Origin of the sequence: Chitinophaga varians, assembly GCF_012641275.1 — a bacterium.
Classification (GTDB): Bacteria; Bacteroidota; Bacteroidia; order Chitinophagales; family Chitinophagaceae; genus Chitinophaga; species Chitinophaga varians_A.
In genome coordinates, this window is record NZ_JABAIA010000001.1 from 3,393,537 (window position 1) to 3,420,342 (window position 26,806).

Here is a 26,806-nt window from a genome sequence, read left to right on the forward strand (position 1 = left end):
CCTGAAAATCCTACTTTTGCGCAAATTTTTTGCGCAGATGCGACTGTTCAGATCCTTGCTGCTGATGGCAGTACTGTTGACGTCCTTTACGTCCGTAAAGGCACAGTTTCTCATGGATATGATTGATACCACCACAGAACTGGGAAAAGGTATGATCTCCATGTACCATAAGTACGATGCACTGCGCTTTAGCGGATATATCCAGCCTCAGTTCCAGCTGGCACAGTCCAAAGGTATCAGCAGTTACGCCGGAGGCGATTTCCCCGATGCTGTCAACAACCGGTTTTCACTGCGCCGTGGCCGTATCCGGGTGGACTATGAGCGTTACAACCATGAAGATATGCCGGTGGTGCAGTTCGCATTCCAGTTTGACGGGAGCGAACGTGGCGTATTTATCCGCGATTTCTACGGAAGAGTATTTGACACGAAGTTCAACCTCTTTTCATTGGTGGGCGGTATGTTTGCGCGGCCTTTCGGATATGAGGTGAACCTGTCATCGGCCGACCGTGAAACGCCGGAGCGTGGACGGATGTCGCAGATACTGATGAAAACAGAGCGTGACCTTGGCGCGATGGTCTCCTTTGAGCCCCGTCGTAAAGATCATCCCCTGCGGTACCTGAAAGTGGACGTTGGCCTGTTCAACGGGCAGGGACTTACCGCCACTTCAGACTTCGACAGTCATAAAGACCTTATCGCCCGTATTGCCTGGAAGCCTTACCGCTTCAAAGGCAACAATTGGATACTGTCAGGCGGCGTGTCTGTTTTGTATGGCGGCATGCAGCAGTTCACCCCTTCCATTTACCGGATGGGCACTGTAAACGGACAAAAGACATTTGTGCTGGACTCCAATGTGTTGAATGTAGGCCGGATTGCGCCCCGTCACTATTACGGTGCGGACGTGCAACTCAAAATTCCTAACGGGCCTAAGAGAGGATATACCCAATTCCGGGCGGAATATATTCGCGGCTCTCAGACGGCTACGGCCGCCACTACCGAGACTCCGGGCGTTATCCCGGTGGATGCGCAGGGACGTAAACTGCCATTGTACATCCGGAATTTCGACGGCGCCTACCTGTATTTTATCCAGAACCTGGGCAGTGAAAAACACCAGGCGGTTGTAAAATACGATTGGTACGACCCTAACAGGGAAGTGAGCGGGAAAGAGATTGGCGCGCCTGGCTCCAACCTCACGGCAGCGGATATCCGTTATAATACCTGGGGACTCGGATACCTGTATTATGCCAACGAACACCTGAAGTTCATGGTGTATTATGACTGGGTGGAGAATGAAAGTACCAGCCTGTCTGGTTACACTACAGACATTAAAGACAATGTGCTTACCTGCCGGATGCAGTACCGGTTTTAGCAATTTTTACAACATAGATTCTTTGCCGGCTTCCATGGTGAAGCCGAAAGTGCTGCCGATTTCCGGTTTGCTGCGTACGGTGATGGACTGGTCGTGCGCTTCCACGATGTGCTTCACGATAGCGAGGCCCAGACCGGTGCCACCGATATCGCGGCTGCGGGCGCGGTCAGTACGGTAGAAACGTTCAAACACGCGTGGCAGATGTTCTTCCGCCATGCCGATACCATCGTCTGAGATTTCCACCAGCACACGTTTGCCGTCCATATTGTAGATGCTGGCCACCGTATGGCCATCGGGCTTGCCGTATTTGATGGAGTTGTCGACCAGGTTGATCAGCACCTGGCGGATCTTCTCTTTGTCGGCCACTACCGGGATGGGCGCTTCACAACCTTTTTTGATATTGAATTTGATGCCTTTGGTGTTGGCTTTCAGGGAGAGCGTGTCGAATACGTCCTTTACCAGGTCCTGGATCACAAATGTCTCGGCGTTGATGGTCATTTCGCCGCTTTCCAGCTTGGAGATTTCATCGAGGTCATCGATGAGGCGGCATAGCCGGTCAATATTTTTTGTGGCGTTTTTCAGGAACATTTTATTCACCGTGGGATCTTCCAGTGCGCCGTCCAGCAGGGTGTGGATGTAACCTTGTACTGCGAAGATGGGTGTTTTCAGTTCATGGGAGAGATTGAGCAGGAACTCTTTGCGGAATGCCTCGTTGCGGCGCAGGTTGTCCAGTTCTTCTTTTTTCTGGCTGGCCCATTTTTCCACGTCTTCACTTACTTCCTCGATGGTTTTCAGGGGAAGGATATTTTTCTGAAAGAATTCTTCTCTTTTAGAAGCTTTTGTCTGATAGATAAACTTATAAATCAGTTTGATTTTCCGGTAGATGAAATTCTGCAGGGTATACAGATAGAGATAGTAAGACACCAGGAAGGTGAGGACAAAGGCTCCCAGCATTACTTGCCAGTTACCATCCACCAGCAGGCTGCCGAGCGCTATGATGGCTGACAGGATAAGGGCGGTAAATCCCGCCAGTTTCTGCGGGGACAGGTTTTTAGCTTTAAACATACTCCAAAGTGAGTAATTAGTATAATAATGGGAAATTACTTTAAATTTCTTTCTCGCCATAAAAAAGCCATTCGCCGTCAATGGAAGGCATCAACAGGTAACAATAGTTCTGGTGCAGAAAATGTGGTTTCCGTCAGTGATAACAGGGGGGAATGAGGTTTTCCTTTGTTTACATTTCAAATTTATAGCCTACTCCTTTCACAGTGGTGATCAGGTCGATGCCTATTTTCTGCCGGATTTTACGGATATGTACATCGATGGTGCGGTCACCTACGATTACTTCCGTGCCCCATACCTGGTTCAGGATTTCGTTGCGAAGGAATACACGGCCTGGTTTGGAGGCGAGCAGTTGCAACAGTTCAAATTCCTTTTTAGCGAGAATGATCTCCTGGCCTTTATACGTAACAGTGAATTTCTCCCGGTCTATAATGAGGTCGCCCAGTTGCACGGTTGTTTCTTCTGCTTTGTGCAGGCGGCGGAACAGTGCATTGATACGGCTTACCAGTAATTTAGGTTTGATAGGCTTGGCGATATAATCATCGGCGCCCATATTTAAACCGTCAATTTCAGATTTTTCATCGTTCAGGGCTGTGAGGAACAGCACCATGGTGTCCTTGAAGTCAGGGATTTTTCTGAGTTCCCGACAGGTGTCGATGCCGTTTTTGTTGGGCATCATGATGTCCAGCATAATGAGGTCCGGCCGGAATATTTTCGCTTTCTGAATAGCCTCGCTGCCGTCTTTGGCTGTTACGGTTTCGTAACCCGCCGTCTTGAGATTGTAGCTGATAATCTCCAGTATGTCCAACTCATCGTCTACAACCAGTATTTTTCCTGCAACCGCTTGGTCTACCATAAAAATTTGCTTTTTAAAAGACGGCACAAAATTATAAAGCCGGGACCGTGATTAATGGAAAATTAACATTATGAAATTGTTAATTCAATACCACTCTTATTCACATTGACAAACAGCAAGTTACACAGAAATTTGTTCTGGTATGATATGCTGCTATTTTGATATCCGTATCGTTTTGATTCTTATTTATTAGAGACGAAAAGCGTGATGCTCTCATAATTTGGTTGTAAATTTGCTATCTGGTCGAAGTGAAAAGTACATCTACAATGAGAAAAATTCTACTTCTGTTAATGCTCGTTGCTTCTCAAAGCAGTTGGGTGCATGCGCAAAACGGTCACATACAGATACCGATTAACAGGCAGGGGCTCCATGACAATATTGACAAAGAACAGGCTGCAGCCTCCAAGTTTGACGGCAAGGCAGACGATTTCGTGAAAGTGTCTGAAGACCAGACCATCAATCTCCAGGTCACCAACGCCATCATGAAACAGGTGGACGACATGCAGATGGAGATAGAACGGGATTCCTCGCTGGACCATCGTCTCAAGGTAAAATACCTCACCGGTTTGTATACCGTGCTGAAAGACTACAACCAGAAAAGGGCCCGCGGCCTCATTGAACCGGAAGAAGCGCCGGCAATGATCACCGCTTACCGCGATATGATGCGGGCGGACATTAAAGGGAAGAGCATTTCACCTTATGTCAAAAACCTTTCTTTCGGCGGTTCCGAACGTATTATCGAAATCTTCCACGATAACCAGGGGTATAAGGACGCAAGAGGAGAAGTCTTCTCCAAATACGCGTTCAATAACCTGGAAACCGTCATGCCCAAATTACAGGCCTATCTGGATTTCCCGGGAACAGACTCCATCATTGCGGCAGTAGCCCGTAAATACCCCAACCAGGTGCTTACCTACGCTACTTCCTATACGCCCATGGCCAATGTGATCAAAAGAAACCAGGACCCCGTGGTGCAGTTGATTGTCCGCATCGGTCAATCTCCCCAGAGCACCAAAATCCTGCCTTTCATTGATCAGCTGATGGACGGTTCCATCTCCGTGGAAAAACTGGAGAAGATCGTTGACAACGACTACCAGTACTACAAACAGATGGTGAAATCGATGGTCGCGCTGCAGAAAATGAAAGCCGAAGGCCGCAATCCTTTTGGTATGAAAGCCATGATGGAAAACATGCAGGCCAAATCACTGCTGTATATCCGCGAAGTAAACGATCTGCACGAAGAGCCGGCCAACGTACGCTTCCGCATCGTAAAAGACTTTACGCCGGAAGAACTGTATTACCTGATCATCAACGGCCAGGAAGAACTGTACACTTCCAGCTATACCAATCATAACAACGCCGGTTTGTACGACCAGATGATGGTACGTATGAAACCGCCACGCGGCGATAGTTTACTGATGATGGTCAACTTTGACCGCTTCAAGAAATTTATCGCGATGGCTGCGGGCTTCAATACCCTGGACAACTTCCTGAAATCCATGGCGCCGGAAAATTCCAACTACCTGATGCAGAAATATGTGCAGAACCTGGAGAAAACCGAAGACCTGGAAGATGCCGTGGACGTGGCCAACTCCTTTGGCAGCATCCGTGATGAGAAACTGCTCAATTTCCTCCGCGCTGAAGTGAAAAAGAACCTGGCTTATGTAAAGAAACATAACGACAGAAGAGGCACTGTTATCTACCAGCTGCTCACCAGCCTGTTTGAAACAGAGTCCGCCAAAGGAGAAAACGATTCTTCCAAAGCCACAGACATCGCGGCTGAACTGTCATTGCCACCGATCAACTATGTAGGTTTCAATACCCTTCAGAATGATAGCGGCCGTGTGTACCAACAGGTGTTTTTCTATGGCGACAAAGACGGACAGGAATCTTACGCCAGCTTTATGACCAACTTCCCGTCTTCCGAATGGAGAGCGGTGAAAAACAAATACTGGGTAACCATTACTTCGCTGAAAGGCAAGCCTACCACCATCTACGCCAATCTGCCGATAGATGAACCGGGGGATAAGGAAGCCATACAGCGGCTGTCTGAATACCTTGATGAGAACGATATCCATCCGACAGTGTTTATCCACCGTGGTCACAGTTACCATATCAACACCACGCTGGACAACCTGCAGAGCTCCGCCAAGATCGTGGTGCTGGGCTCCTGCGGCGGATATCACAACCTGGCCACCGTACTGGAGAAATCTCCTGAAGCGCATATCATTTCTTCCAAACAGGTAGGTACCCGTTTTGTGAACGAACCTATCATCCACAGCCTGGAAGATGTGGTACGTGCCGGTAAAAATGTGGACTGGGTAGTGATGTGGGCGCAGCTGGCCAAAAAATTTGCACCGGACGCCCGCAACCGCGAACTGTTCAGTGATTATGTGCCACCACACAAAAACCTGGGCGCCATCTTCATCAAGGCCTACCGCCAGATCATGAAAGACGAGAAGAAATAAAAACCTGAAGAACGTAATATAAACAGGGAGCGCAGCATTTTTTGCGCTCCCTGTTTTTTTATGCAGTTTGCGCTTTTACGATATTGTGCTAGGTTTGTTATATAGTTTAGCTTAAACGTAATTCCATTGGAAAATCTGGCCGTAAAGAAAGTATTTGATTTCAGTTTACTACGACGCATCTTCACATTTGCGGCGCCTTACAAACGGGCATTGTACCTGTCTATGGTGATGACGGTGATCTTCGCCGTGATTTCCCCGTTAAGGCCCTATCTGATCCAGGTTACCGTTGATAAATATATCGCTAACCAGTTACTGCAGATGCTGGTGACCGTCACTATTGTTCAAATCGCTTTGCTGGCGGTAGAAACGGTGGTACGGTTTTACTTTTCCTATCTGACCAACTGGCTGGGACAGTCTGTGGTAAAAGACCTGCGGGTGGCGGTATACAAGAAGATCGTCCACCTGAACCTGGCGTTTTTCGATAAAACGCCGATTGGAACGCTGACCACCCGTACCGTAAATGACATTGAAGCGATCAATGATGTGTTTTCAGAAGGGATTATTTCCATCGTCTCTGATCTGCTGACCATCCTGGCGATACTGGTGGTGATGTTCATCGAAGACTGGCGATTGACGCTGGTCAGCCTGTCGCCCTTCCCGATATTGATTTTTGCCACCTATGTTTTTAAGGAAAGCGTGAATAAATCATTCTACCGGGTGCGCAACGCCGTATCGGCGCTCAACGCCTTTGTGCAGGAGCATCTGACTGGTATGGTGGTAGTACAGGCCTTTACTTCGGAAAAGCGGGAGCAGGCCCGGTTCAAACAGATCAACAAGGAGCACCGCAAGGCGAATATAGACGCCATTTTTGCATATTCCGTGTTTTTCCCGGTGGTGGAAATCATCCTGGCCATCTCGCTGGGACTGATGGTATGGTGGGGGTCCAACAAGGTGTTGAACTATGAAGTGACCCAGGGCGTGATGATCGCTTTTATCATGTACCTCAACATGCTGTTCCGTCCGCTGCGTATGCTGGCGGATAAGTTCAATACCCTTCAAATGGGTATGGTGGCCAGTGAGCGGGTGTTCAAGATCCTGGACAACCAGGATTACATTCCGGACAGGGGGCATGAGAAGGGAGAGCAGATGAAAGGCGCTATCACGTTTGACCATGTGTCTTTTGCTTATGTAGATGACCGTTATGTGTTGAAGGATGTTACCTTTCATGCTAATCCGGGCGATACGGTGGCGATCGTGGGGCATACCGGTTCCGGCAAGACCACCATTATCAGCATCCTGAACCGGTTGTACGAAATCCAGAAAGGCAGCATTAAGATCGACGATATTGAGCTGCCGGCTTATTCGCTGGAGGCGCTGCGCAGCAGGATAGGGGTGGTGTTGCAGGACGTGTTCCTCTTTTCCGGCTCTATTTACGATAACATTACCCTGCATAACAAGGCCATTACCCGGGAGCAGGTGGAGGAAGCATCCCGGCTGATCGGGATACATGACTTCATTATGCAGTTGCCCGGCGGGTATGACTACCAGGTGATGGAGCGTGGCAGTACCTTGTCCTTAGGGCAGCGTCAGCTGATCTCCTTTGTGCGGGCGCTGTTGTACAACCCGGCTATTCTGATCCTGGATGAAGCCACCTCTTCCGTAGATACTGAATCCGAGATGATGATCCAGCAGGCTATTGACAAGCTGATAGCAGACCGTACCGCGGTGATCATTGCGCACCGGTTGTCTACCATCAGCAAGGCTGATAAAATTATCGTGTTGGACAAGGGGGAAATTAAGGAGATGGGCACCCATGAGGAGTTGCTGAAACTGGAGGGCTTTTATTACAAGCTGCACAGTATGCAGTTTAACGCAAATAAGGTGTAGGGATACCATCCGGCTGCGGCCCTGACGCAGTTGCAAACACATTGCATAAATGATGAAAAAATATATATGGCAGATCGTTAAAAGATCTGCCATTTTTTATGTTCTTTTCTTGAAAGCAGGCATGTTTCAGGAGCGATTTAAAGCATTGGGTATCAATATATTTACATTATCCACATCATTTTTTCCATAGTCGCTGAATTTTTGACATAAAAACGTTTATCTTTGCGCAAAATTTCAGAAAACGGTGATTTCTTTCAATAAGTTCAAACACAGAGTGGTAGCACTTGTGATGGTTTTAGGCCTTCACGGTTTTGGTAATTTTTCCTATGCAGCGCCTGCAGAAGGTTCTGAACATGCAACAGAGGGGCATGCAACAGAACAGCCTGCTCATGGTGAAGAAGCGGCAGAACCCAAAAAATTTGATGCTAAGGAAGTAATTCTCGGTCACGTTAAGGATGCCTATGACTGGCATTTTTTCAGCATTGGCGAGTCACATTACAGTGTGCCGCTGCCGGTTATCATTTATAACCCTGCGCGTGGTCTTTCTGTATTTTCCGCTTCTCATTTCCACCATGGTCATGAGGCTTACGAAGGTTACCGTATTGTAAATGCGCACTATCTGCACGAGAAAGGCCTGGACCCGGCGAAATTCATAGAAGGCAGGGTTATCGCAGTGGATGCGAACGATATGCCTACCGGTGAAACGATCTATGATTTCTCCATGACGAAGAACGTTACTTCCATGCTGATTGCAGCCATTCTGCTGATCGTATTGATGCTGAACGTAGCTAAGGCTTACCGTGTACGTGGTTCCAAAAAAGCGCCTAAAGGTTTCCAGAGCCTGGTAGAGCCGGTGATCATCTTCATGCGTGACGAGGTGGTGAAACCAAACATCCCTGGTAAAAAAGGTGAAAAGTATGTACCGTTCATACTGACCATATTCTTCTTTATCCTGATCAACAACCTGTTGGGCCTGTTGCCTGGTTCTGCCAACGTGACCGGTAATATTGCGGTGACTGCCGCACTGGCCATCATCAGCTTTATAGCCACTATGCTGGCCACCAACAAACATTTCTGGGGTCACATCTTTAACCCTCCGGTGCCTTTTGGCGTAAAGGTTATCCTGGCTCCGGTAGAGCTGATCGGTGTGTTTACCAAGCCTGTTTCCCTGATGATCAGGTTGTTCGCCAACATTCTGGCAGGTCACATTATCATCCTGAGTATTATTTCCCTGGTGTTCATATTTGGTTCTCTGAATAAAGCAGCCGGTTACGGCTTCCTGCCGCTGACCATTGTCTTCAACATTGTAATGATGATGCTGGAGCTGCTGGTAGCATTTATTCAGGCGTTCATTTTTGCCAACCTGACAGCTGTATTTATTGGCCAGGCCATGGAAGGTGGACATGATGACCACCACTAATCAATAGTAATTTCTTAAATACAAATACATATTCATTATGGCACTTTTGACTGTTTTATTGCAGGCTGCTGCTGCATCTGGTTTAGCTAAAGCTGGTGGTGCTGTTGGTGCTGGTATCGCTGCTATCGCTGCTGGTATCGGTGTGGGCAACATTGGTAAAAGCGCTCTGGAGTCTATCGCTCGTCAACCAGAAGCTGCTAACGACATCCGTGCGAACATGATCCTGGCTGCTGCGCTGGTTGAGGGTGTTGCCCTCTTCGGTGTAATCGCTGGTCTGCTGGCGGTAGTTCTGTAAGCCAAACTTTTTACTGCATCCGGCGCACAGGGCAATGGATGCAGTAATCTTTCATTTCGGCATTTTATTATTTGGAGATTTATTGATCTCTCGATTGCTGAAATCAGTAAATGTCTAAATATCTAAATATCAAAATAATAAAATTCAAATAACATGGATCTGTTGCTCCCTGCGTTAGGTTTGTTTGCAATTTCATTCGTCATTTTCATCATCGTATTCCTGATCCTGAAAAAATTTGCCTGGACTCCGATCCTCGCTACTTTGAAAGAAAGGGAAGGCTCTATCGCAGACTCCATTGCTTCTGCTGAAAGAGTAAAAGAAGAAATGGCGCAGATGAAAGCTGAGCATGAGCATGTACTGGCTGAAGCTAAAGCTGAAAGAAGCAAAATTCTGAAAGAAGCAAAAGAGGCGAAAGACGCGATCATCAGTGAAGCGAAAGCGCAGGCACAGGCGGAAGCTAAAAAAATCATCTCTGAAGCTTACACCGCTATCGAAAACCAGAAAATGGCTGCGTTAACGGATGTGAAAAACCAGGTGGGCAGCCTCGTGGTTGAAGTGGCTGAGAAAGTGCTGAGAAGAGAACTGTCTGATAAATCAGCACAGGAATCTTATGTGAAACAACTGGCCGGAGAAATTAAACTGAATTAAGATATTAACTGTTGGCCTCCGGTGATTGCCGGAGGCTGACGGCTTAAAGTTATAAGCATATATGCAGAATCCCCGTTTAGCATCAAGGTATGCGAAATCATTGATTGACCTGGTTCAGGAAAAGGGCCAGCTGGAAGCGGTGCAGAACGACATGCTGTTCCTGCAGCAACTGGTGAAGTCTAACCGCGATGTGGTGAATTTGCTGAGAAGCCCGATCATCAAGGCCGATAAAAAACAAAAAATCATGGCCGCCATCCTGGATGGCCGTGTAAGCGCTACCACGCTGGCTTTTGTCAACCTGCTGATCACCAAGGCGCGTGAATCTTTCCTGCCTGAAATTGCAGTGGAATACACCCGCCAGTACAACATCATTAAAAATATCAGTGTAGTGAAGATCACTACAGCGGTAGAGCTGGACAGCGCTACCCTGGACACGATCCGTCAGAAAGTGGCCAGCGAGATACCGCAGCAGGTACAGCTGGAAACTGCCGTGGACGCAGACCTGATCGGTGGTTTTGTGCTCGAAGGCAACGACAAGCTGTTCGATGCTTCCGTAGCACGCGACCTGCATGATATTAAAAAACAATTCAGTCAGAATATTTACGTATCCGCGATACGCTAAATGAAAACAGCAGCCGCTGCGTACACGCAAAGCTGTTGTCGTTATACTAACTTTTTTAACGACTTTTTTTAAAAGCATAATTATGGTTGATATTAAACCTGATGAAATTTCGGCGATATTACGCCAGCAGTTAAGCAACTTCAATGCTTCTGCCGATCTCGAAGAGGTAGGTACAGTATTGTCGGTGGGTGACGGTATCGCCCGCATTTACGGTTTGGGAAATGTGCGTTATGGTGAACTGGTTGAATTTGGCAATGGCGTAAAAGCGATTGCATTGAACCTGGAAGAAGATAACGTAGGTGTGGTATTGATGGGTGAGTCTCAGGATATCAAAGAAGGTGATAAAGTACGTCGTACCGGCAAAATCGCTTCCATCAACGTGGGCGAAGGTCTGGTAGGCCGTGTGGTAAATACACTGGGCGAACCTATCGATGGTAAAGGCCCTATCTCCGGTCAGCTGTACGAAATGCCACTGGAACGTAAAGCTCCTGGCGTATTGTTCCGTGAGCCGGTAAAAGAACCGCTGCAGACTGGTATCAAAGCGATCGACGCGATGATTCCTATCGGCCGTGGCCAGCGTGAGCTGGTGATCGGTGACCGTCAGACTGGTAAAACAGCTATCTGTATCGACACCATCATCAACCAGAAAGAATTCTATGACGCAGGTAAACCTGTGTTCTGTATATACGTAGCCGTAGGTCAGAAAGCATCTACCGTTGCGGGTGTAATGAAAACCTTACAGGAAGCCGGTGCCATGGCTTACACTGTGATCGTTGCTGCTTCTGCATCTGAGCCTGCTCCGCTGCAGTTCTACGCTCCGTTCGCCGGTGCTGCTATCGGTGAGTTCTTCCGTGACAGCGGCCGTCCTGCCCTGATCGTGTACGATGACCTGTCCAAACAGGCCGTTGCTTACCGTGAGGTGTCCCTGCTGCTGAAACGTCCTCCCGGCCGTGAGGCTTATCCTGGTGACGTATTCTACCTGCACAGCCGTCTGCTGGAACGTGCAGCGAAAATCATCAACAACGATGAGATCGCTAAAAACATGAACGACCTGCCTGAGTCTATCAAACACCTGGTAAAAGGTGGTGGTTCCCTCACTGCATTGCCGATCATCGAAACACAGGCATCTGACGTATCTGCGTATATCCCTACCAACGTAATCTCCATCACCGATGGTCAGATCTTCCTGGAAGGTAACCTGTTCAACGCCGGTGTACGTCCTGCGATCAACGTAGGTATCTCTGTAAGCCGTGTGGGTGGTAACGCACAGATCAAATCCATGAAAAAAGTATCCGGTACCCTGAAACTCGACCAGGCACAATACCGCGAAATGGAGGCTTTCTCCAAATTCGGCGGTGACCTGGACGCTGCTACCAAAGCAGTTATCGACAAAGGTGCCCGTAACGTGGAAATCCTGAAACAAGCTCAGTTCAGCCCACTGCCAGTTGAAAAACAAGTAGCGATGATCTACCTGGGTACCAACGGCCTGCTGCGCGATGTTCCTGTTAAACAGGTACGTGCGTTTGAAGAAGCCTTCCTGAACGAAATGCAGGTCCGTCTTGCTGACGTACTGAATGAGTTCAAAAAAGGTAACCTGCCTGAAGATGGTATCAAAAAAATGATCACCCTGGCTAATGAACTGAAACCACGGTTCATCTAATCAAGCACTTAATCCTTTTTTATAAAGAAGCCTCTGCCTGTTATACGGCAGAGGCTTCTTGTTTTATACGTTATCCAATACGATTATTTAAAAAATATGATATAAATATTATTTACATATTATTTATTTTCAGTCTGTTACGGATTTTTTTAACGTAGATTTTTTTTATTAATTGAACCGGCCTTTTTATATTTGGTCACAATCGCAATTAAACTGACCAAGATCGAATTGATGTTTTTACCCCGTTCATAACCTTTACCACCCTTTAGACGATTTATCATTTCCGATTTTCTATTTCTGCAAGTGTTACTGGTTGCATGTGAGAAGTCATGACTGTTTGTGTCCCGTCCCGGCCAGAGATACTCCGTCTAAATGTATTGTCTATGGATGTATGTCTACGTTTGTTCCTGTGCGTGGTAAAAAGAATGGTCCGTATCCGCCCGGATGCCTGGCACTTCGTATGTGCCTGCCTGTTATTATCCCTGACGGCCCGCGCGCAATTTACCATCACCGAAAATTTTAAAAGTAGTTCTACCGGCAACGTTACCCTCGGTGGCGCCGCCAAACTGACTTCCGGCGTAGACGACCCCGTAGGGCAGGGATGGCTGCGGCTCACAGAAGACGTGGGCAACCAGGTAGGTTATGCCTTCGTCAATGCCGGGTTCCCATCTACACTGGGCGTACTGATGGACTTTGAATACGTGGCCTGGAGACGTAGTAACCCCAGTCTGGGTGGCGGCGACGGCTTTTCTGTATTTCTGTTCAACGACAACATTACTGCTTCCACGTTCAGCCTCGGCTCCAGGGGTGGAAGCCTGGGGTATGCACAGTCCACCTCCACCGGCAATACCGGCCTGGCAGGTGGTTACGTAGGCGTAGGCATCGATGAATATGGTAATTTCGCTAACTGCAGCGAAGGAAAATCAGGCGGCGTATCCACCAACTGCGGCACACTTTACCGTGATTATATCTCGGCCCGTGGACCAGCGCCCAATTACTCCTACCTTGGCAGCAGTTCAGTGGGCACCTCCCTGGACTATGATGTGGTCACCAGCACACGTCCTACGCCCACACAGTTTTACCGCCGCGTGCAAGTGACTATACTGCCTACCGGTACCGGACAATATACCCTCACCGTAAAATCCACTAACGTACAGGGAGGCACGCTGCAAACACTGTTTGGCCCCATCACCCTCACTTCCCCTCCACCGGCCCGTATGAAACTGGGCTTCGCCGCTTCTACCGGCGGCGCCTATAACCGCCACGAAGTGAGAAACCTGATCATCACCACGCCCGGTAATATCCGTATACAGAAACTGGTAGATAAACCCATTGCCAAAGTAGGGGACGCACTCACCTATAAGGTCACTGTTTACAACGAAACAACTTCTGCGCTCAGCGGACTGCCGTTACAGGACGTGTTTTCTCCGGCCAACGGATTCAATATTTCCAACGTTGCTTTTTCCAATGACGGCTTTGCAGGTAATACCGCCACCGGCTATACGAACACCAGTTTCTCCAATGCCACGCTGAACATGCAGGCCAGCAGCACCAGCACTTTTACGGTCACGGGTACCGTGGCTTCCATGCCACCGGGAAAAGTACTGACCAATAAGGTATGGGTGACCCCGTCTGCTACAGGCATCACAGACCCCGACGCGTCGAACGATACCTCCAGCGTTTCCACCAATATCATAGCGCCCGACCTGGCTATTACCAAAACACATAACGGCAACTTACGTAAAGGGCTAAACGGTAATTATGTACTGACCATTTCCAATAACGGCGCCGATGCCAAGCCGGACGTCAGCCAAGTGACAGTGACAGATGTTATTCCCACAGGGCTTACTGTTACCGGAACGCCCACAGGCACCGGCTGGAGCATTAACATGGCAGGAGCTACGATGACGGCTACACGTCAGGACGTACTGGCGGCCGGCGCTTCCTATCCGCCTATTACCATTCCTGTGAAAGTGTCTGTAGGCGCGCCTGACAGCATTACCAATACAGCCACGGTGGCAAATGCATTTGAAGCTAATACCGCCAATAATATTGCTACCGATATAGTGGATACCCGGCGTAATATGGACCTGCAGGTAGTGTCGTCCGTATCTCCGCCCAACAAACAGGGATGTCTGAATACGCCGTACAATATCCAGATCAACATTCGCAACAACGGGCCTGACTCTGCGGTGAATGGCAAATTCAGTTTCAGCGTACCCACCGCCATCAACAATATTTCCCTGGTAAGCCGCACGATCACCGCAGGTGGCGGTTCTTTCGGCATTGGCAGCTCCATTCCCAATATCGGATATACCGATTCTGTTACCCTCAGCAGCGGCGCCGCGGCTACGTATGTTTTTTCCGTTGTTGTTACCACACAGGCGCCTGCGGACCTGGCCATCTTCGAAGCCAGCCTGCTGCGCTCAGCTACTGACCTTGACGTGGATGCTTCTGATCCTGCGGTGGCGGTGCCTACCAACCCTAACCATGAGTGCGATGCTGCGCCATCAGGGGGCGGGTGTAATAATATTCTGCGGGACACCACTTTTGTCCGTAATAAACCTACGACTTCCAATGCCGGTACTGATCAGGCATTGTGTAGTGTAACGTCTGCCACGCTAAGCGGTAATAACCCGGTTACCGGTACCGGTACCTGGCGACAGTTGACCGGTCCAAATACAGCTACCATCGTCAATCCCAACCTGGCCACTACCGGCGTGAACAACCTGGTGACAGGCACCTACACTTTTGAATGGGCGATAAATAATGGTAGTTGCGCGGCTTCTGCGGACACTATGCAACTCAGGATAGACGCATCGGCCAGTCTTCCGTTGGCAGGGCCGGACCAAAACCTTTGCAGCGTCACTGCCACTACCATGGCGGCTACTGCGCCGGTGGTAGGCACCGGCGGCTGGCGCCAGCTCAGCGGCCCCAATACCGCCATCTTTGCCGATACTACCAAAAATAATACGGGTGTCAGCGGCCTGGTAACCGGTAGTTATGCTTTCGCATGGACTACCCGCAACGGTTCCTGTCCGGCGCTGGCCGATACAGTGATCGTGAATATCAGTGCGCCGGGACCGGCAGCTAATGCAGGCCCCGACCAGCAGCTGTGTAACGTTACCGGTACTACGCTGGCAGGTAATACGGCTGCACCGGGAACGGGCACCTGGACACAGATCGCGGGGCCTAATACGGTGACCGTTGTCAGCCCTAACCAGAATAATACGGCATTGCAGAACATGGTGCCAGGCATTTACCAGCTGGTGTGGACCATCCGCAGCGGTGCCTGCGCTACTACGGCCGATACGGTACAAATCACAGTAAACGCAGCACCGACTGTTGCCAATGCCGGTCCGGACCAAACCAAATACAACAACGGCCTCTTTACCATGAGCGCCAATACACCTGTAAATGGTACGGGCAGTTGGGCCGTGATCAGTGGTACCGCTACCGTCACAAGCAACAGCAACCCAAATACCAACGTCACGCTGCAACCCAATACCAGCGCCACGCTCACCTGGACGATCACCAACGGCAACTGTCCCGCTTCCGTGGATACGGTGGTGCTCACCTACCGGCGCCAGGCCGATCTGAAAATCACCAAATCTGATGCGGGCAATACCTATAAGACCGGCAGTTCGCTCGTATATACGTTAACGGCAGAAAACCTCGGTCCCTCTGACGTTACCGGCGCCTCTATACAGGACGTGCTGCCAGCATTGATGAGTAACCCGTCATGGACGGCTGTTACCACCGGTGCAGGCGTTTCTTTAAGTAATACCTCAGGCAATGGGCCTACCATTAACACCACGGCTAACATACCTTTTGCCACAGGCAACAAAGTAGTGATTACTGTCAGAGGCACGGTAGCGTCAACCGCCAAAGGTGGAGACGTGATGGCTAATACCGGCGTGGTGGCCTCTCCGGCAGACATGCCGGACCCTGACCAGAGCAACAATACTTCTACCGTGACGGGCACCGTGCCCAACAATCCGCCGGTGGCAGTGAATGATCAATACACTACGCCACGCGATGTGGCGGTAAGCGGTAACGTACTGACAAACGACAGTGACCCGGAAAACCAGCCGCTAACGGTAACGGCTACACCGGTTACGCCACCGGCGCACGGTCAGGTCGTACAACGTGTCGACGGTACGTTTACCTATACGCCTGCTCCCGGATTTACCGGTACAGATTCCTATGTGTACCAGGTATGTGACAACCAGGGCGCCTGCGCTACCGCTACGGTGACCATACAGGTAACAGCAGCCGTGACAGACCTGGTAGTGGCTAAAACGGCTACGCCGTCCACGGTGGTGGCCGGGCAACCGTTGACCTATACCATTACCATTACCAATAATGGGCCGTCCACTATTCAGCCTAATGAAATTATTATAGTGACGGATTCGCTGCCGGCAGGTTTCCTGGGCGCAGTTTTTTCCGCTGCTGAAGGAACATATGATCCTGTTAGTCAGCAGTGGTCAGGACTGACCATGCCTCCCGGAAAGTCTGTTGTCCTGACTGTTACCGGAAAGGTAGCATCACAATTCAGTGGCAGCAGCCTGCGTAATGTCGTGTACCTCACGCCGCCCGCCGGAGATGTGGACCCCGGCGTTGACAGCGCATCTGTTGTAACGCCTGTGGGCAGGAGTGTGGAGGTGACTGTAGATAAAACAGATAATACGCCGTTATATGTCCCGGGCACAACAACGCAGTATAAGATCACGGTGGTGAACAAAGGACCTTCCGATCTGATGGGCGCTACCTTCCGGGACCCGCTTCCCACAGGCATTACCGTTGCCTCATGGACAGCCGTTTCTCCTGACGGAGCACAGCCTGCGATTTCCGGTAACGGGGCTATTGACCAGCCGTTAAATCTCCCGGCAGGTTCAACTATCGTATATACGTTGACGTTAAACATCCCGGCTAATTTTACCGGCTCATTGGTGAATACGGCCACAGCCGCTATTCCGGCCGGTTACACAAACATTAACCCTGCGCGTAATACCTCTACCGACACAGATGATCCTGATCCGCAGTACAACATTACCGTATCCAAATCCGGCCCTGCGCAAGCGGTAGCCGGTGATAGTATTACCTATCAGCTGCAACTTACCAACGCCGGTCCTTCAGACCTGCGTAATGCCGCCGTGGCAGACGTATTACCAGCTGCCATACAGAACGCTTCCTGGACAGTTGCCGTACAAGGCAGCGCCACTGTCAGCCAGACTGCCGGTACCGGTAATGTGAATTTCACTGCCAGTATTCCGGCAGGTAATAACAACAGTGTCCTGGTGACTATCAAAGGACTGATCAACCCTGCCGCTACCGGCAGCTTTACCAATACCGCCACCGTTACACCGTCCGGCAAAACACCGGTATCCTCCAATACTGTTAATACTGTTCTCAACAAGAAGACCGGCCTTACCCTTTCCAAGGCAGGACCGGCATCCGGTACCGTAATAGCCGGAAATAGCATCAGTTATCTGATCAGGCTGACCAATGCCGGTCCGTCTGACGCTAATGGTATTATACTACAGGATTTGGTCCCTGTCAATATTCAGAACGTTACGTGGAACGTAACTGCGCTGGGTGTGGCTTCTGTGGCGTCCGGCGCACCAGTGTCCGGCAGTGGTAATACGGTACGGACCACGGTAAACGTCCCTGCCGGTGCGGCCAACATCGTACAGGTGCAGGTAAACGGCGTTGTGAATGCCGCCGCTACCGATACGCTGGTAAATACGGCCACAGCAACGTTGACAGGAGTTGATTCCGCTACTGCCACCAATAAAACAGTTGTGCTGGTACAACCAGGGTTACAGGTACAGAAATCCGGGCCTGCTACCGTTAATGCAGGTACCGCCATCGTGTATACGGTGACGGTAGGCAATACTGGTCCTTCTGATGCCGTGAACGCTACTATTACCGACCTCGTTGGGCCTAACTCTATTCGTAATGTCAGCTGGACTGCCGCCGCTTCCGGTTCGGCTGTTGTCAACAGTGGCGCTACCGGTACGGGTAATAATGTAAGCGTGAATGCGAATATTCCTGCCGGCGGCAACAATGGAATAACCATCACTATCACCGGTACTGTGATGAGCAGCGCTACCGGTAATATCGTGAACACCGCCACTGTAACAGTGCCTGGTAAACAGCCGGTGAACTCCAATGAGGTAGTGACTACCATCGGACAACAGCCAGGGCTGGTCATCACGAAACAAGGGCCAGCCACCGCTACAGCCGGCGGAACCCTGTTGTATGTGCTGAAGCTGACCAATACCGGTCCTTCTGATGCCTCCAACGTGGCTTTTGCGGATACCATCGCAGCAGCGGTGCAGAACCCTTCCGTTACCACTACCAGCTTCGGTAATGCCAGGGTGGATTCCAAAGACGTGACCAACCATATTGCCCATGTGGTGGCTGATGTCCCTGCGGGAGACAGTAACTATGTGTTGATGCTGATAGCAGGTAAGATAGATCCTGCATTTAGCGGTCAATTCACGAACCGGGCCACCGTAGATGCCGGTGGCGGACATACCGCTGTTTCAGAAGTGGTGGTGACAACTGTACGCAATGTACCGGCACTAAGCCTGAGCAAGAGCGCTCCGGATACGGTGGCCGCAGGGCAGCAGGTAACCTATACCGTGACTGTCGGCAATCATGGATTGTCTGATGCTCAGGGAGCGGTTATTACAGACGCAGTACCCGCAGACCTTACCAATGTGAGCTGGACGGCCACAGCTGCTGGAAGTGCCGCCGTTACCGCCGGCGCCACCGGTACAGGCAACAATATTCAGGTGACCGGTAATATTCCTACCGGTAACGATCATACGATTTTGATCACTGTCACAGGTACAGTTTCGCCGTCCTTTAGCGGTGTGCTGACAAACTTTGCCAGCGGAACAGCTGGCGGACAACCGCCGGTAATGTCTGATACCGTTAACACAGTGGTGATCAATAAACCACAATTGCAGATTAGCAAGGCCGGTCCGGCCAGCATATCGGCCGGAGGCCAGATCACCTATGTGGTCACAGTTACCAATGCCGGTCCTTCCGACGCACAGAACGTGAGCATTACAGACATGATTGACACCACCGTACAACACGTACAGTGGCAGTCTGTAATATCTGGCGGTGCTACCATCAGTAACGGTGCTACCGGTAGCGGCAACCAATTGCAGGTCACAGCCAATATTCCGGCTGGTACCGGTAAAGTGGCAGTGACCATACAGGGTACCGTGAATCCTGCTGCTGCCGGTACATTGAGCAATGTGGCCACAGCAGGAGTAACGGGTCAGCCATCTGTGGAGAGTGAAGTATCTACCATGGTACTCAATAATCCCCAGATATCCCTTATTAAAACAGGTCCGGCTCAGATCAATGCCGGTGAACAGATCACCTACCGCCTGGTTGCTACCAACTATGGCCTGTCTGACGCCCGTAACCTGAAGATTCAGGACGTAGTGCCCCCGGAGATCAGCAATGTTGCCTGGAGTACATCTGTGGCTGCAAACGGCGTGGTACTGACCGGCAATAGCGGTAGTGGCAATAATATTCTGGTGACCGGTAATCTGCCTGCCGGGACGGGGAATCATATATTCGTTGACGTTACCGGCACCGTAGCACCGGGATATACAGGTATACTGCGTAACAACGGCTATGTGGCCATGCAGGCGAAGGATACCGTGTGGAGCGATACCGTGGTCACAAATGTGCAGAACAAACCGTCGCTGCAAATTGTGAAGGCAGCGCCGGATACTGTGGCAGCAGGTGGTGATATCACCTTTACACTGACGGTTACCAACCCGGGGCCATCAGATGCCGCCAGTGTAACCGTCACCGATGCTGTGCCGGCATTTGTACAGAACATCAGCTGGTCGGCCCAGGCAAGGGGCACCGCCACCCTGCAAACCGCCAATGGTGCAGGCAGCAATAATATACCCGTTACCGGTACACTGCCGGCAGGCGCTGGTAATATGATCATTATCACTATTCATGGTACAGTAGACCCGGCGTTTACAGGTGATATTTCCAATGTAGCACAGGCCGCTGCCGCAGGACAACCGCCTGTAATGTCCAATACAACTACTACACATGTGGTGAAACAAGTGTCGTTGGCCGTGGTGAAAGCCGGTCCTGACAGGATTGCTGCAGGGGCATATATCACGTATCTGATGGGCTTCAGAAACTATGGGCCATCCAACGCCATAGGTGTACAGTTCCGGGATACGGTGCCTGCTGCCATTCATAGCGTAAGCTGGGCTGTGATCGGATTGGGCAATACAGTGATTACTGCCGGCCAAACCGGTACGGGCAACCAGATTGCCATTACCGCTGATATGCCTTCCGGCGCGCCGGTGAGCAGCGCGTTGGTGGTGGTACAGGGCATTGTAGATGCCAACTATACCGGACCGGCGCTGGTTAACATAGCGAATGTGTCTTCTCCGGACCAACCGGTACCGGCCCGTGATACAGCGGTGACCACTATCTATAGCGAATCTAATCTGGATATCGTGAAGAACGGGCCCGGCAAAGCGTTTGCCGGCGACCAGATAAAATACACTGTTCATCTGGCCAATAACGGCCCTTCCGATGCGGTGAATATATCCATCAATGATGTGATAGATCCCGCTATTCAGCAGCCGGCATGGACGGCTGCCGCCACCGGTGCGGCTACAGTCAGTGCTGCCAGTGGTTCCGGTAACGTTGCACTGACAGGCAATATTCCGGTCGGCGCCGGCAATGGTATCGATATAACGGTAACGGGCACACTGAATCCTGACTTTACCGGCACTACGCTTTCCAATACGGCTACCGCAGTTATCAGCGGTCAGCCGCCGGTATCTTCTACTGTTAATACCAGCGTGGGCCGCAGTGGCAGCCTGCGTGTGGTGAAGAGTGCCCCGGGCAGTGCTGTAGCCGGTTCCAACATTACTTATATCGTTACCGTGAGGAATGCTGGTCCTTCCAACCTGAAGGGTGTCACTATCCACGACGCTATCCCGCCTGGTATTCTCCAACCGGTATGGACAGCAGTGTCCTCAGGCCCGAACACCATTGTGTCTACCGGCAGCGGTACCGGCAATGTAGACTTCACAGCAGATATGGCCGCTGATACCAGCAGCATTACTATCACGGTGAAAGGAAAAATAGATCCATCTACCGTTAACGGTACCAATATCAGTAATACTGTAACGGTAACGCCTCCGGCAGATGTGGACAATCCTCAGCCGGTAAATGCTACCGCCATTACAGCGGTCAGCCGTCAGGCCGATCTTGTAATGGTGAAATCCGGCCCGGCCAACATCAATGCCGGCCAGGATATTACCTATCAGCTGCAAATCACTAACCGCGGCGTTTCTGACGTAGACCATGCGGTGATTGTTGATGCAATACCGTCCAGCATTATCATCAACAATGCTACAGCGGTCACCACGGGCAATGCAGCTGCTGTGGCGCCAGTGATTACCGGCAACACCGTCACCCTCACCGGTGACATTGCTGCAGGCAACGGCAACGCCATTACTGTGACCATCAATGGCACCGTAGATCCTTCTGCTACCGGCACCATCAGCAATACCGCTACCGTAACGCCTCCGGCCGATGTGACGGAAACTATTCCGGCCAATAACAGCAGCAGCGTGTCTACCGTCATCACGACCGATATCGGTGTATTGCTGTCTAAATCCGGCCCCGCATCGGTGAATGTAAATGATCCGATCACCTACACCATTGTGTTGACGAATACCGGGCTTTCCGATGCAACAGGCATCACCATTGCTGATGCGGTGCCCGCTGATATTACTGTCAGCAGCTGGACCGCCACTGTTAGCGGTAATGCCAGCGTATCACAGGCCAGCGGCACGGGTAATAACATCAACCTGACCGGTGCAATAGGCGGCAGCAGCTCCGGTATGATCACCATCACCGTGAATGGTACCGTGAAAACCACCGCAGCGGCGACCATCACCAATACCGTGGTCGTGGAAGCAGGAGGCACCAAAACCAGTTCCGTAGTGACTTCTGTGAACCGGTCAGTAGACCTGCGTATCAGCAAGTCTGGGCCAACAGCCATGTTCGCCGGCGAAACAATTGATTATGTGCTCACAGTAACGAATAATGGTCCGGCTGATGCCATGGGCGCTTCCATACAGGATATGGTGCCTGCCGCTGTAAGAAACGTGACCTGGACTGCTACTGCTACAAATGGCGCTGTGGTGGGCAGCAGCAGCGGCATAGGTAACAATATCTCCTTAAATGCAGATATCCCTGCTTACAGCGGGGAGGTTACCATACAGGTGAAAGGCGTTGTAGACCCGGCTTTCACCGGACCGCTGGTGAACACTGCCACTGCCATGCCGCCGGCCGGGGTAATCGATCCGTTGCCGGCTATCGCCACTGTTAACACTGTGGTGACAGCTTCTACCGGCATCACTATTGTAAAATCAGGCCCGGCCAACACCGTGGCAGGTAACAGTATCGCCTATACGTTACTCATCCGTAATAACGGGCCATCCAATGCTACCGGTGTTATTATCCGGGATACAGTGCCTGCGGCGGTGACCAACGTCAGCTGGAGCGGTACCGCCAGCAATGCTACTATTACCAATCCTGGCACCGGCACCGGTAATGTAGACCTGACAGCCGATATCCCGGCGGGCGGCGCTGTTACGGTGACTATCAACGGAACAACAAATCCTTCATTTGACGGCACCATCAGTAATAGGGCTGTTGCCGGAACAACGCTGAGCAATACGGTGGATACCCGTATTACCAATACGCCGGGACTGGTGATCACCAAATCCGGTCCGGCTACATTAGCTGCCGGCAGCAACATTTCCTATAGTATCGCGGTGACCAATAATGGTCCGTCTACCGCTGTAGGCGCCACTGTCACTGATGTGTTGCCGCAACAGGTGCAGCATGCCACCTGGACAGCGACAGCCGCCAACGGTGCTGCCATTACGGGAGGTAACATCACCAACGGCAGCAGCAACGTGAACTTCAAAGCAGATATCCCTGCCGGCGGTACTGTTATGGTGACGATCAATGCACAAACAGATGCTGCCGCCCCGGCCGGCGTCATTACCAACGTTGCGGCCATCACGCCGGCCAATGGCGTACCGGTAACCGATACGGCACAAACAATATTAACACAGCTGAGCAAACTGCGGGTGGTGAAGGCCGGTCCCGATTCTGCCGCCGCCGGTAGTATGATGACATACACCATTGATGTGTATAATGACGGCCCGTCCGATGCTGCCAATATCCAGATCGCTGACCTGCTGCCGGTTCAGTTGCAACAGGTAAGCTGGTCTGCCAACAGCAATGGCGGAGCGACCATCAACGGAGGCAATCTGCAGAACCAGACCGGTAATGTAACGCTGACAGCCAATATTCCGCAGGGCAGCGGTAACAGTGTACATATCACCATTAGCGGGGTATTGCAGGCTTCCTTCGTCAATACAGACACCATTGGTAATACGGCCACGGCTACACTGAACAACGCCATCACGCCATCTAACCGCGTGATGACGATTGTATACAACAAGGCCGCAGTGCAGCTTACGAAATCCGGCCCGGCTACCGTGGCTGCCGGCGGACATATCAGTTATAGCCTGGTGCTTAGCAATGGCGGTCCGAGTGATGCCACCAATGTCCAGGTGAGCGACCTGCTGCCGGCACAGCTGTTGAACCCTGTGTGGTCTGCTACAGCATTTGGCAATGCAGTGATACAGGGTGGTAATATCTCTAATCACGCAGGCAATGTGACGCTGACAGCCGGAGTGCCGGCAGGTGCTGCCAACCGCGTTGTCATCACTGTAGAAGGGGATACTGACCCGGCACTGGCAGGTACTATTACCAATACCGCCAGCTATACATACGGCGGTAATACTGTTAATACGCCACCGGTGGTTACCACCGTCACCTCGCAGACAGCGCTGCAGCTCAGTAAGTCCGGTCCGGATACACTGGCCGCCGGCAGCAGTATTACTTATACTTTGCAAGTCACCAATAACGGGCCTTCCAATGCAACAGGCATTACCATCGCTGATGTGGTGCCGGCGGCAGTAGGTAATGTAACGTGGACGGCCACCGGCAATAACGCGGTGATATACGGCAGTAGCGCCGGCACAGGCAACAATGTGAGTGTGAAAGCTGATATACCGGCTGGCGCAGGTCATAGCGTGCTTGTCACCATTACCGGCACTATTGCTTCCAATGCGACTGGTATCGTAAAGAATACAGCCACCGTATCCAATAATACCGGCGTGGTAGCGCAGGATAGTGTGCAAACACAGCTCGTACAGCATCCCGGGGTGGTATTTGCGAAGTCAGGCCCGGCGAAAGCCGCCGCCGGCAGCGCGATCGTATACACGCTAAACCTCAGCAATACCGGTCCGTCCGACTTGTTGAACGCCACCATTGCAGACGTTATTCCACCGCAAATAGGACAGGTGTCCTGGAATATTGTTACACAGGGCGCTGCCTCGCTGGCTGCCGGCACGCCGGTATCCGGCACCTCACAGCAGCTCTCCTTTAAAGGCAATGTGCCGGCGGGAGCAGGCAACAATATACAGGTGATCATCCATGGTGTGATTGCTCCGGATTTCACCGGTACCATCAGCAATACCGCCCTGACTACCGATGATAACGGTCAGGTATATCCGTCGTCGGTGACAACAGTTGTCACCAACCAGGCAATGCTGGCGATTACCAAAACAGGTCCGCAGCTAGTGAGCGCCGGCGGTACGATTACCTATGTACTTACTGCCACCAACCTGGGGCCATCCAATGCGCAAGGCATCCGTATTACCGACATTGTCCCTGCCGGCGTAACAAATGTCACCTGGCAGGCAGCGGCTGAGGGGCACGCTACCGTGACCGCCAATACCAGTGGAAGTGGCAATAATGTAAACGTAGCCGGCAACATCGATGCGGGAGCAGGTAACAGCATCCGGGTGATCATCAATGGAAAGGTGGCTGCTAGTGCCGCCGCCGGCGGCATTGCCAACAGTGCATTACTGACTACCGCCGATGGCCGTCAGGTACCCAGTGATACGGTAACAACCAACATCATCAAGACTACTACCGTTGGACTGGTGAAAGTAGCTCCGGCGACAGCCGCCGCGGGCGACAGCATTCAATATGACATCATTGTTTCTGATCCGGGTATCAGTGACCTTAGCCTGGTAACAGTACAGGACATAGTGCCTGCCACTGTTACAGGCATACGCTGGACCACCACAGTGACCGGTACCGCCCGGGTGATCAGCGGTGGCAACGGCAGCGGTAATACGATCAATGTCACCGCCATGGTACCTGCCGGCGGAGACAATATGCTCCATATCCTCGTAAAAGGACAGATAAGTCCGGTCTTTGCCGGTGTGCTTACCAACAACGCCACCGCCACCGCTGAAGGCAATACCTTTAATGCATCTGCCACCACTACGGTGCAACGAAACCTTGACCTGGCCATCGATAAATCCGGCCCGCCAACCGCCAGCACCGGCGATACCATCAACTACATCCTCACTGCCAGGAATAATGGTTTGGCCGCAGGCGACGGCGCAGTTGTCACCGACATATTGCCCGTAGGCATTGATAATATCAGCGGGGCAGTACTTACCGTAAATGGCGGCGCCGCCAATGTGAAGGTGGATGTCAGCAACGGTACCATAACGGCCACCATTGGCACATTCCCTGCCGGTGGAGAGGTAAGGCTGGGCGTCAGGGGAACAGTGCCGCAGCCGGCCACGCTGAGCAATACCGCTACAATTATTGCCCCGAATGGTGCTATTGATACCAATCCGGCCAACAATACAAGCGGGACAATTGTTACAAAAGTGGAACAACGGCTGCTCCTGAAACTGGCTGACCTCCAGTTGAAAAAAGTGCTGCTGAACAATGAGCCGTTGCAAACAGGTGGTAAGGCCGTATTCCGGATAACACTGACCAACGCCGGCCCGGATTCAGCACAGACTATCGTGGTGAGGGATACGCTTACCGGTAACCTTGATCTTATTGGTGGAATTGATGTAAGTGCGGGTGTCACCCATTATGATGCGGTGTCAAGGATCGTAGTGTGGGAAGTGCCGGTAATGGCATCCGGGCAAACTGCCACGATGCAGCTGACCGCACGGATCAACAACAAGGGCACCGTTGTGAATGCAGCTACCGTCACCAGTGTAGTAAAAGATCCGGACTTGTCTAACAACACGGCTGTTACACAGCCAGTGACGGTATCAGGTGATGATATCTTCATCCCCAATGTGATCACGCCTAACGGTGACGGCAAAAACGATCGCTTTATTATCATCGGTATCTCCCGTTATCCTAATTCATCGCTCTTTATTTATAACCGTTGGGGTAATCAGGTATATCAATCCAAAAACTATCAGAATGAATGGGATGGCCATGGATTGAGCGAAGGCACTTATTACTACGTACTGAAGCTCAGAGCGGCAGACGGAAGCGAAAGGTCTTACAAAGGATGGATAGAATTGATGAGGTAA

11 protein-coding genes are annotated in these 26,806 nt (G+C 51.1%); 9 read left to right on the forward strand and 2 right to left on the reverse strand.

What is annotated here, in order from left to right; all coding sequences use genetic code 11:
- The first annotated feature begins 37 nt into the window (after window positions 1–37).
- Window positions 38–1,366 (forward strand): porin, encoded by a 1,329-nt coding sequence (locus HGH92_RS13960; RefSeq protein WP_247654884.1) that lies wholly within the window; start codon window positions 38–40, stop codon window positions 1,364–1,366.
- A 6-nt stretch (window positions 1,367–1,372) separates the two neighbouring features.
- Here HGH92_RS13960 and HGH92_RS13965 read toward each other — a convergent pair whose 3' ends face one another.
- Together HGH92_RS13965 and HGH92_RS13970 are read right to left on the reverse strand one after the other, a co-directional pair.
- Complete coding sequence (locus tag HGH92_RS13965) at window positions 1,373–2,431, reverse strand: sensor histidine kinase (RefSeq protein ID WP_168871308.1); 1,059 nt, start codon at window positions 2,429–2,431, stop codon at window positions 1,373–1,375.
- 169 nt (window positions 2,432–2,600) lie between these two features.
- Entirely contained in the window at window positions 2,601–3,284 is a 684-nt protein-coding gene (locus tag HGH92_RS13970; protein ID WP_168807594.1) for a response regulator transcription factor, read from the reverse strand.
- Between the two features lie 266 nt (window positions 3,285–3,550).
- Between HGH92_RS13970 and HGH92_RS13975 the strand changes: the two genes are divergently transcribed.
- From HGH92_RS13975 to HGH92_RS14010, 8 genes are all read left to right on the forward strand, one after another.
- Entirely contained in the window at window positions 3,551–5,752 is a 2,202-nt protein-coding gene (locus HGH92_RS13975; protein ID WP_168871309.1) for a hypothetical protein, read from the forward strand.
- A 126-nt stretch (window positions 5,753–5,878) separates the two neighbouring features.
- Complete coding sequence (locus HGH92_RS13980; RefSeq protein ID WP_168871310.1) at window positions 5,879–7,639, forward strand: ABC transporter ATP-binding protein; 1,761 nt, start codon at window positions 5,879–5,881, stop codon at window positions 7,637–7,639.
- Between the two features lie 244 nt (window positions 7,640–7,883).
- Window positions 7,884–9,059, forward strand: a complete 1,176-nt coding sequence (gene atpB / locus HGH92_RS13985) for a F0F1 ATP synthase subunit A (RefSeq protein ID WP_168871311.1) — start codon at window positions 7,884–7,886, stop codon at window positions 9,057–9,059.
- A gap of 37 nt (window positions 9,060–9,096) precedes the next feature.
- A complete protein-coding gene (atpE, locus tag HGH92_RS13990) occupies window positions 9,097–9,354 on the forward strand; it encodes an ATP synthase F0 subunit C (protein WP_078670146.1) in 258 nt (85 codons plus the stop codon).
- Between the two features lie 153 nt (window positions 9,355–9,507).
- On the forward strand, window positions 9,508–10,002 hold the full coding sequence (atpF, locus tag HGH92_RS13995) for a F0F1 ATP synthase subunit B (protein ID WP_168871312.1): 495 nt from the start codon (window positions 9,508–9,510) through the stop codon (window positions 10,000–10,002).
- 61 nt (window positions 10,003–10,063) lie between these two features.
- Window positions 10,064–10,624, forward strand: a complete 561-nt coding sequence (gene atpH, locus HGH92_RS14000) for an ATP synthase F1 subunit delta (RefSeq protein WP_168871313.1) — start codon at window positions 10,064–10,066, stop codon at window positions 10,622–10,624.
- 82 nt (window positions 10,625–10,706) lie between these two features.
- Entirely contained in the window at window positions 10,707–12,284 is a 1,578-nt protein-coding gene (gene atpA / locus HGH92_RS14005) for a F0F1 ATP synthase subunit alpha (protein WP_168871314.1), read from the forward strand.
- A gap of 383 nt (window positions 12,285–12,667) precedes the next feature.
- Window positions 12,668–26,806, forward strand: a complete 14,139-nt coding sequence (locus tag HGH92_RS14010; RefSeq protein ID WP_168871315.1) for a gliding motility-associated C-terminal domain-containing protein — start codon at window positions 12,668–12,670, stop codon at window positions 26,804–26,806.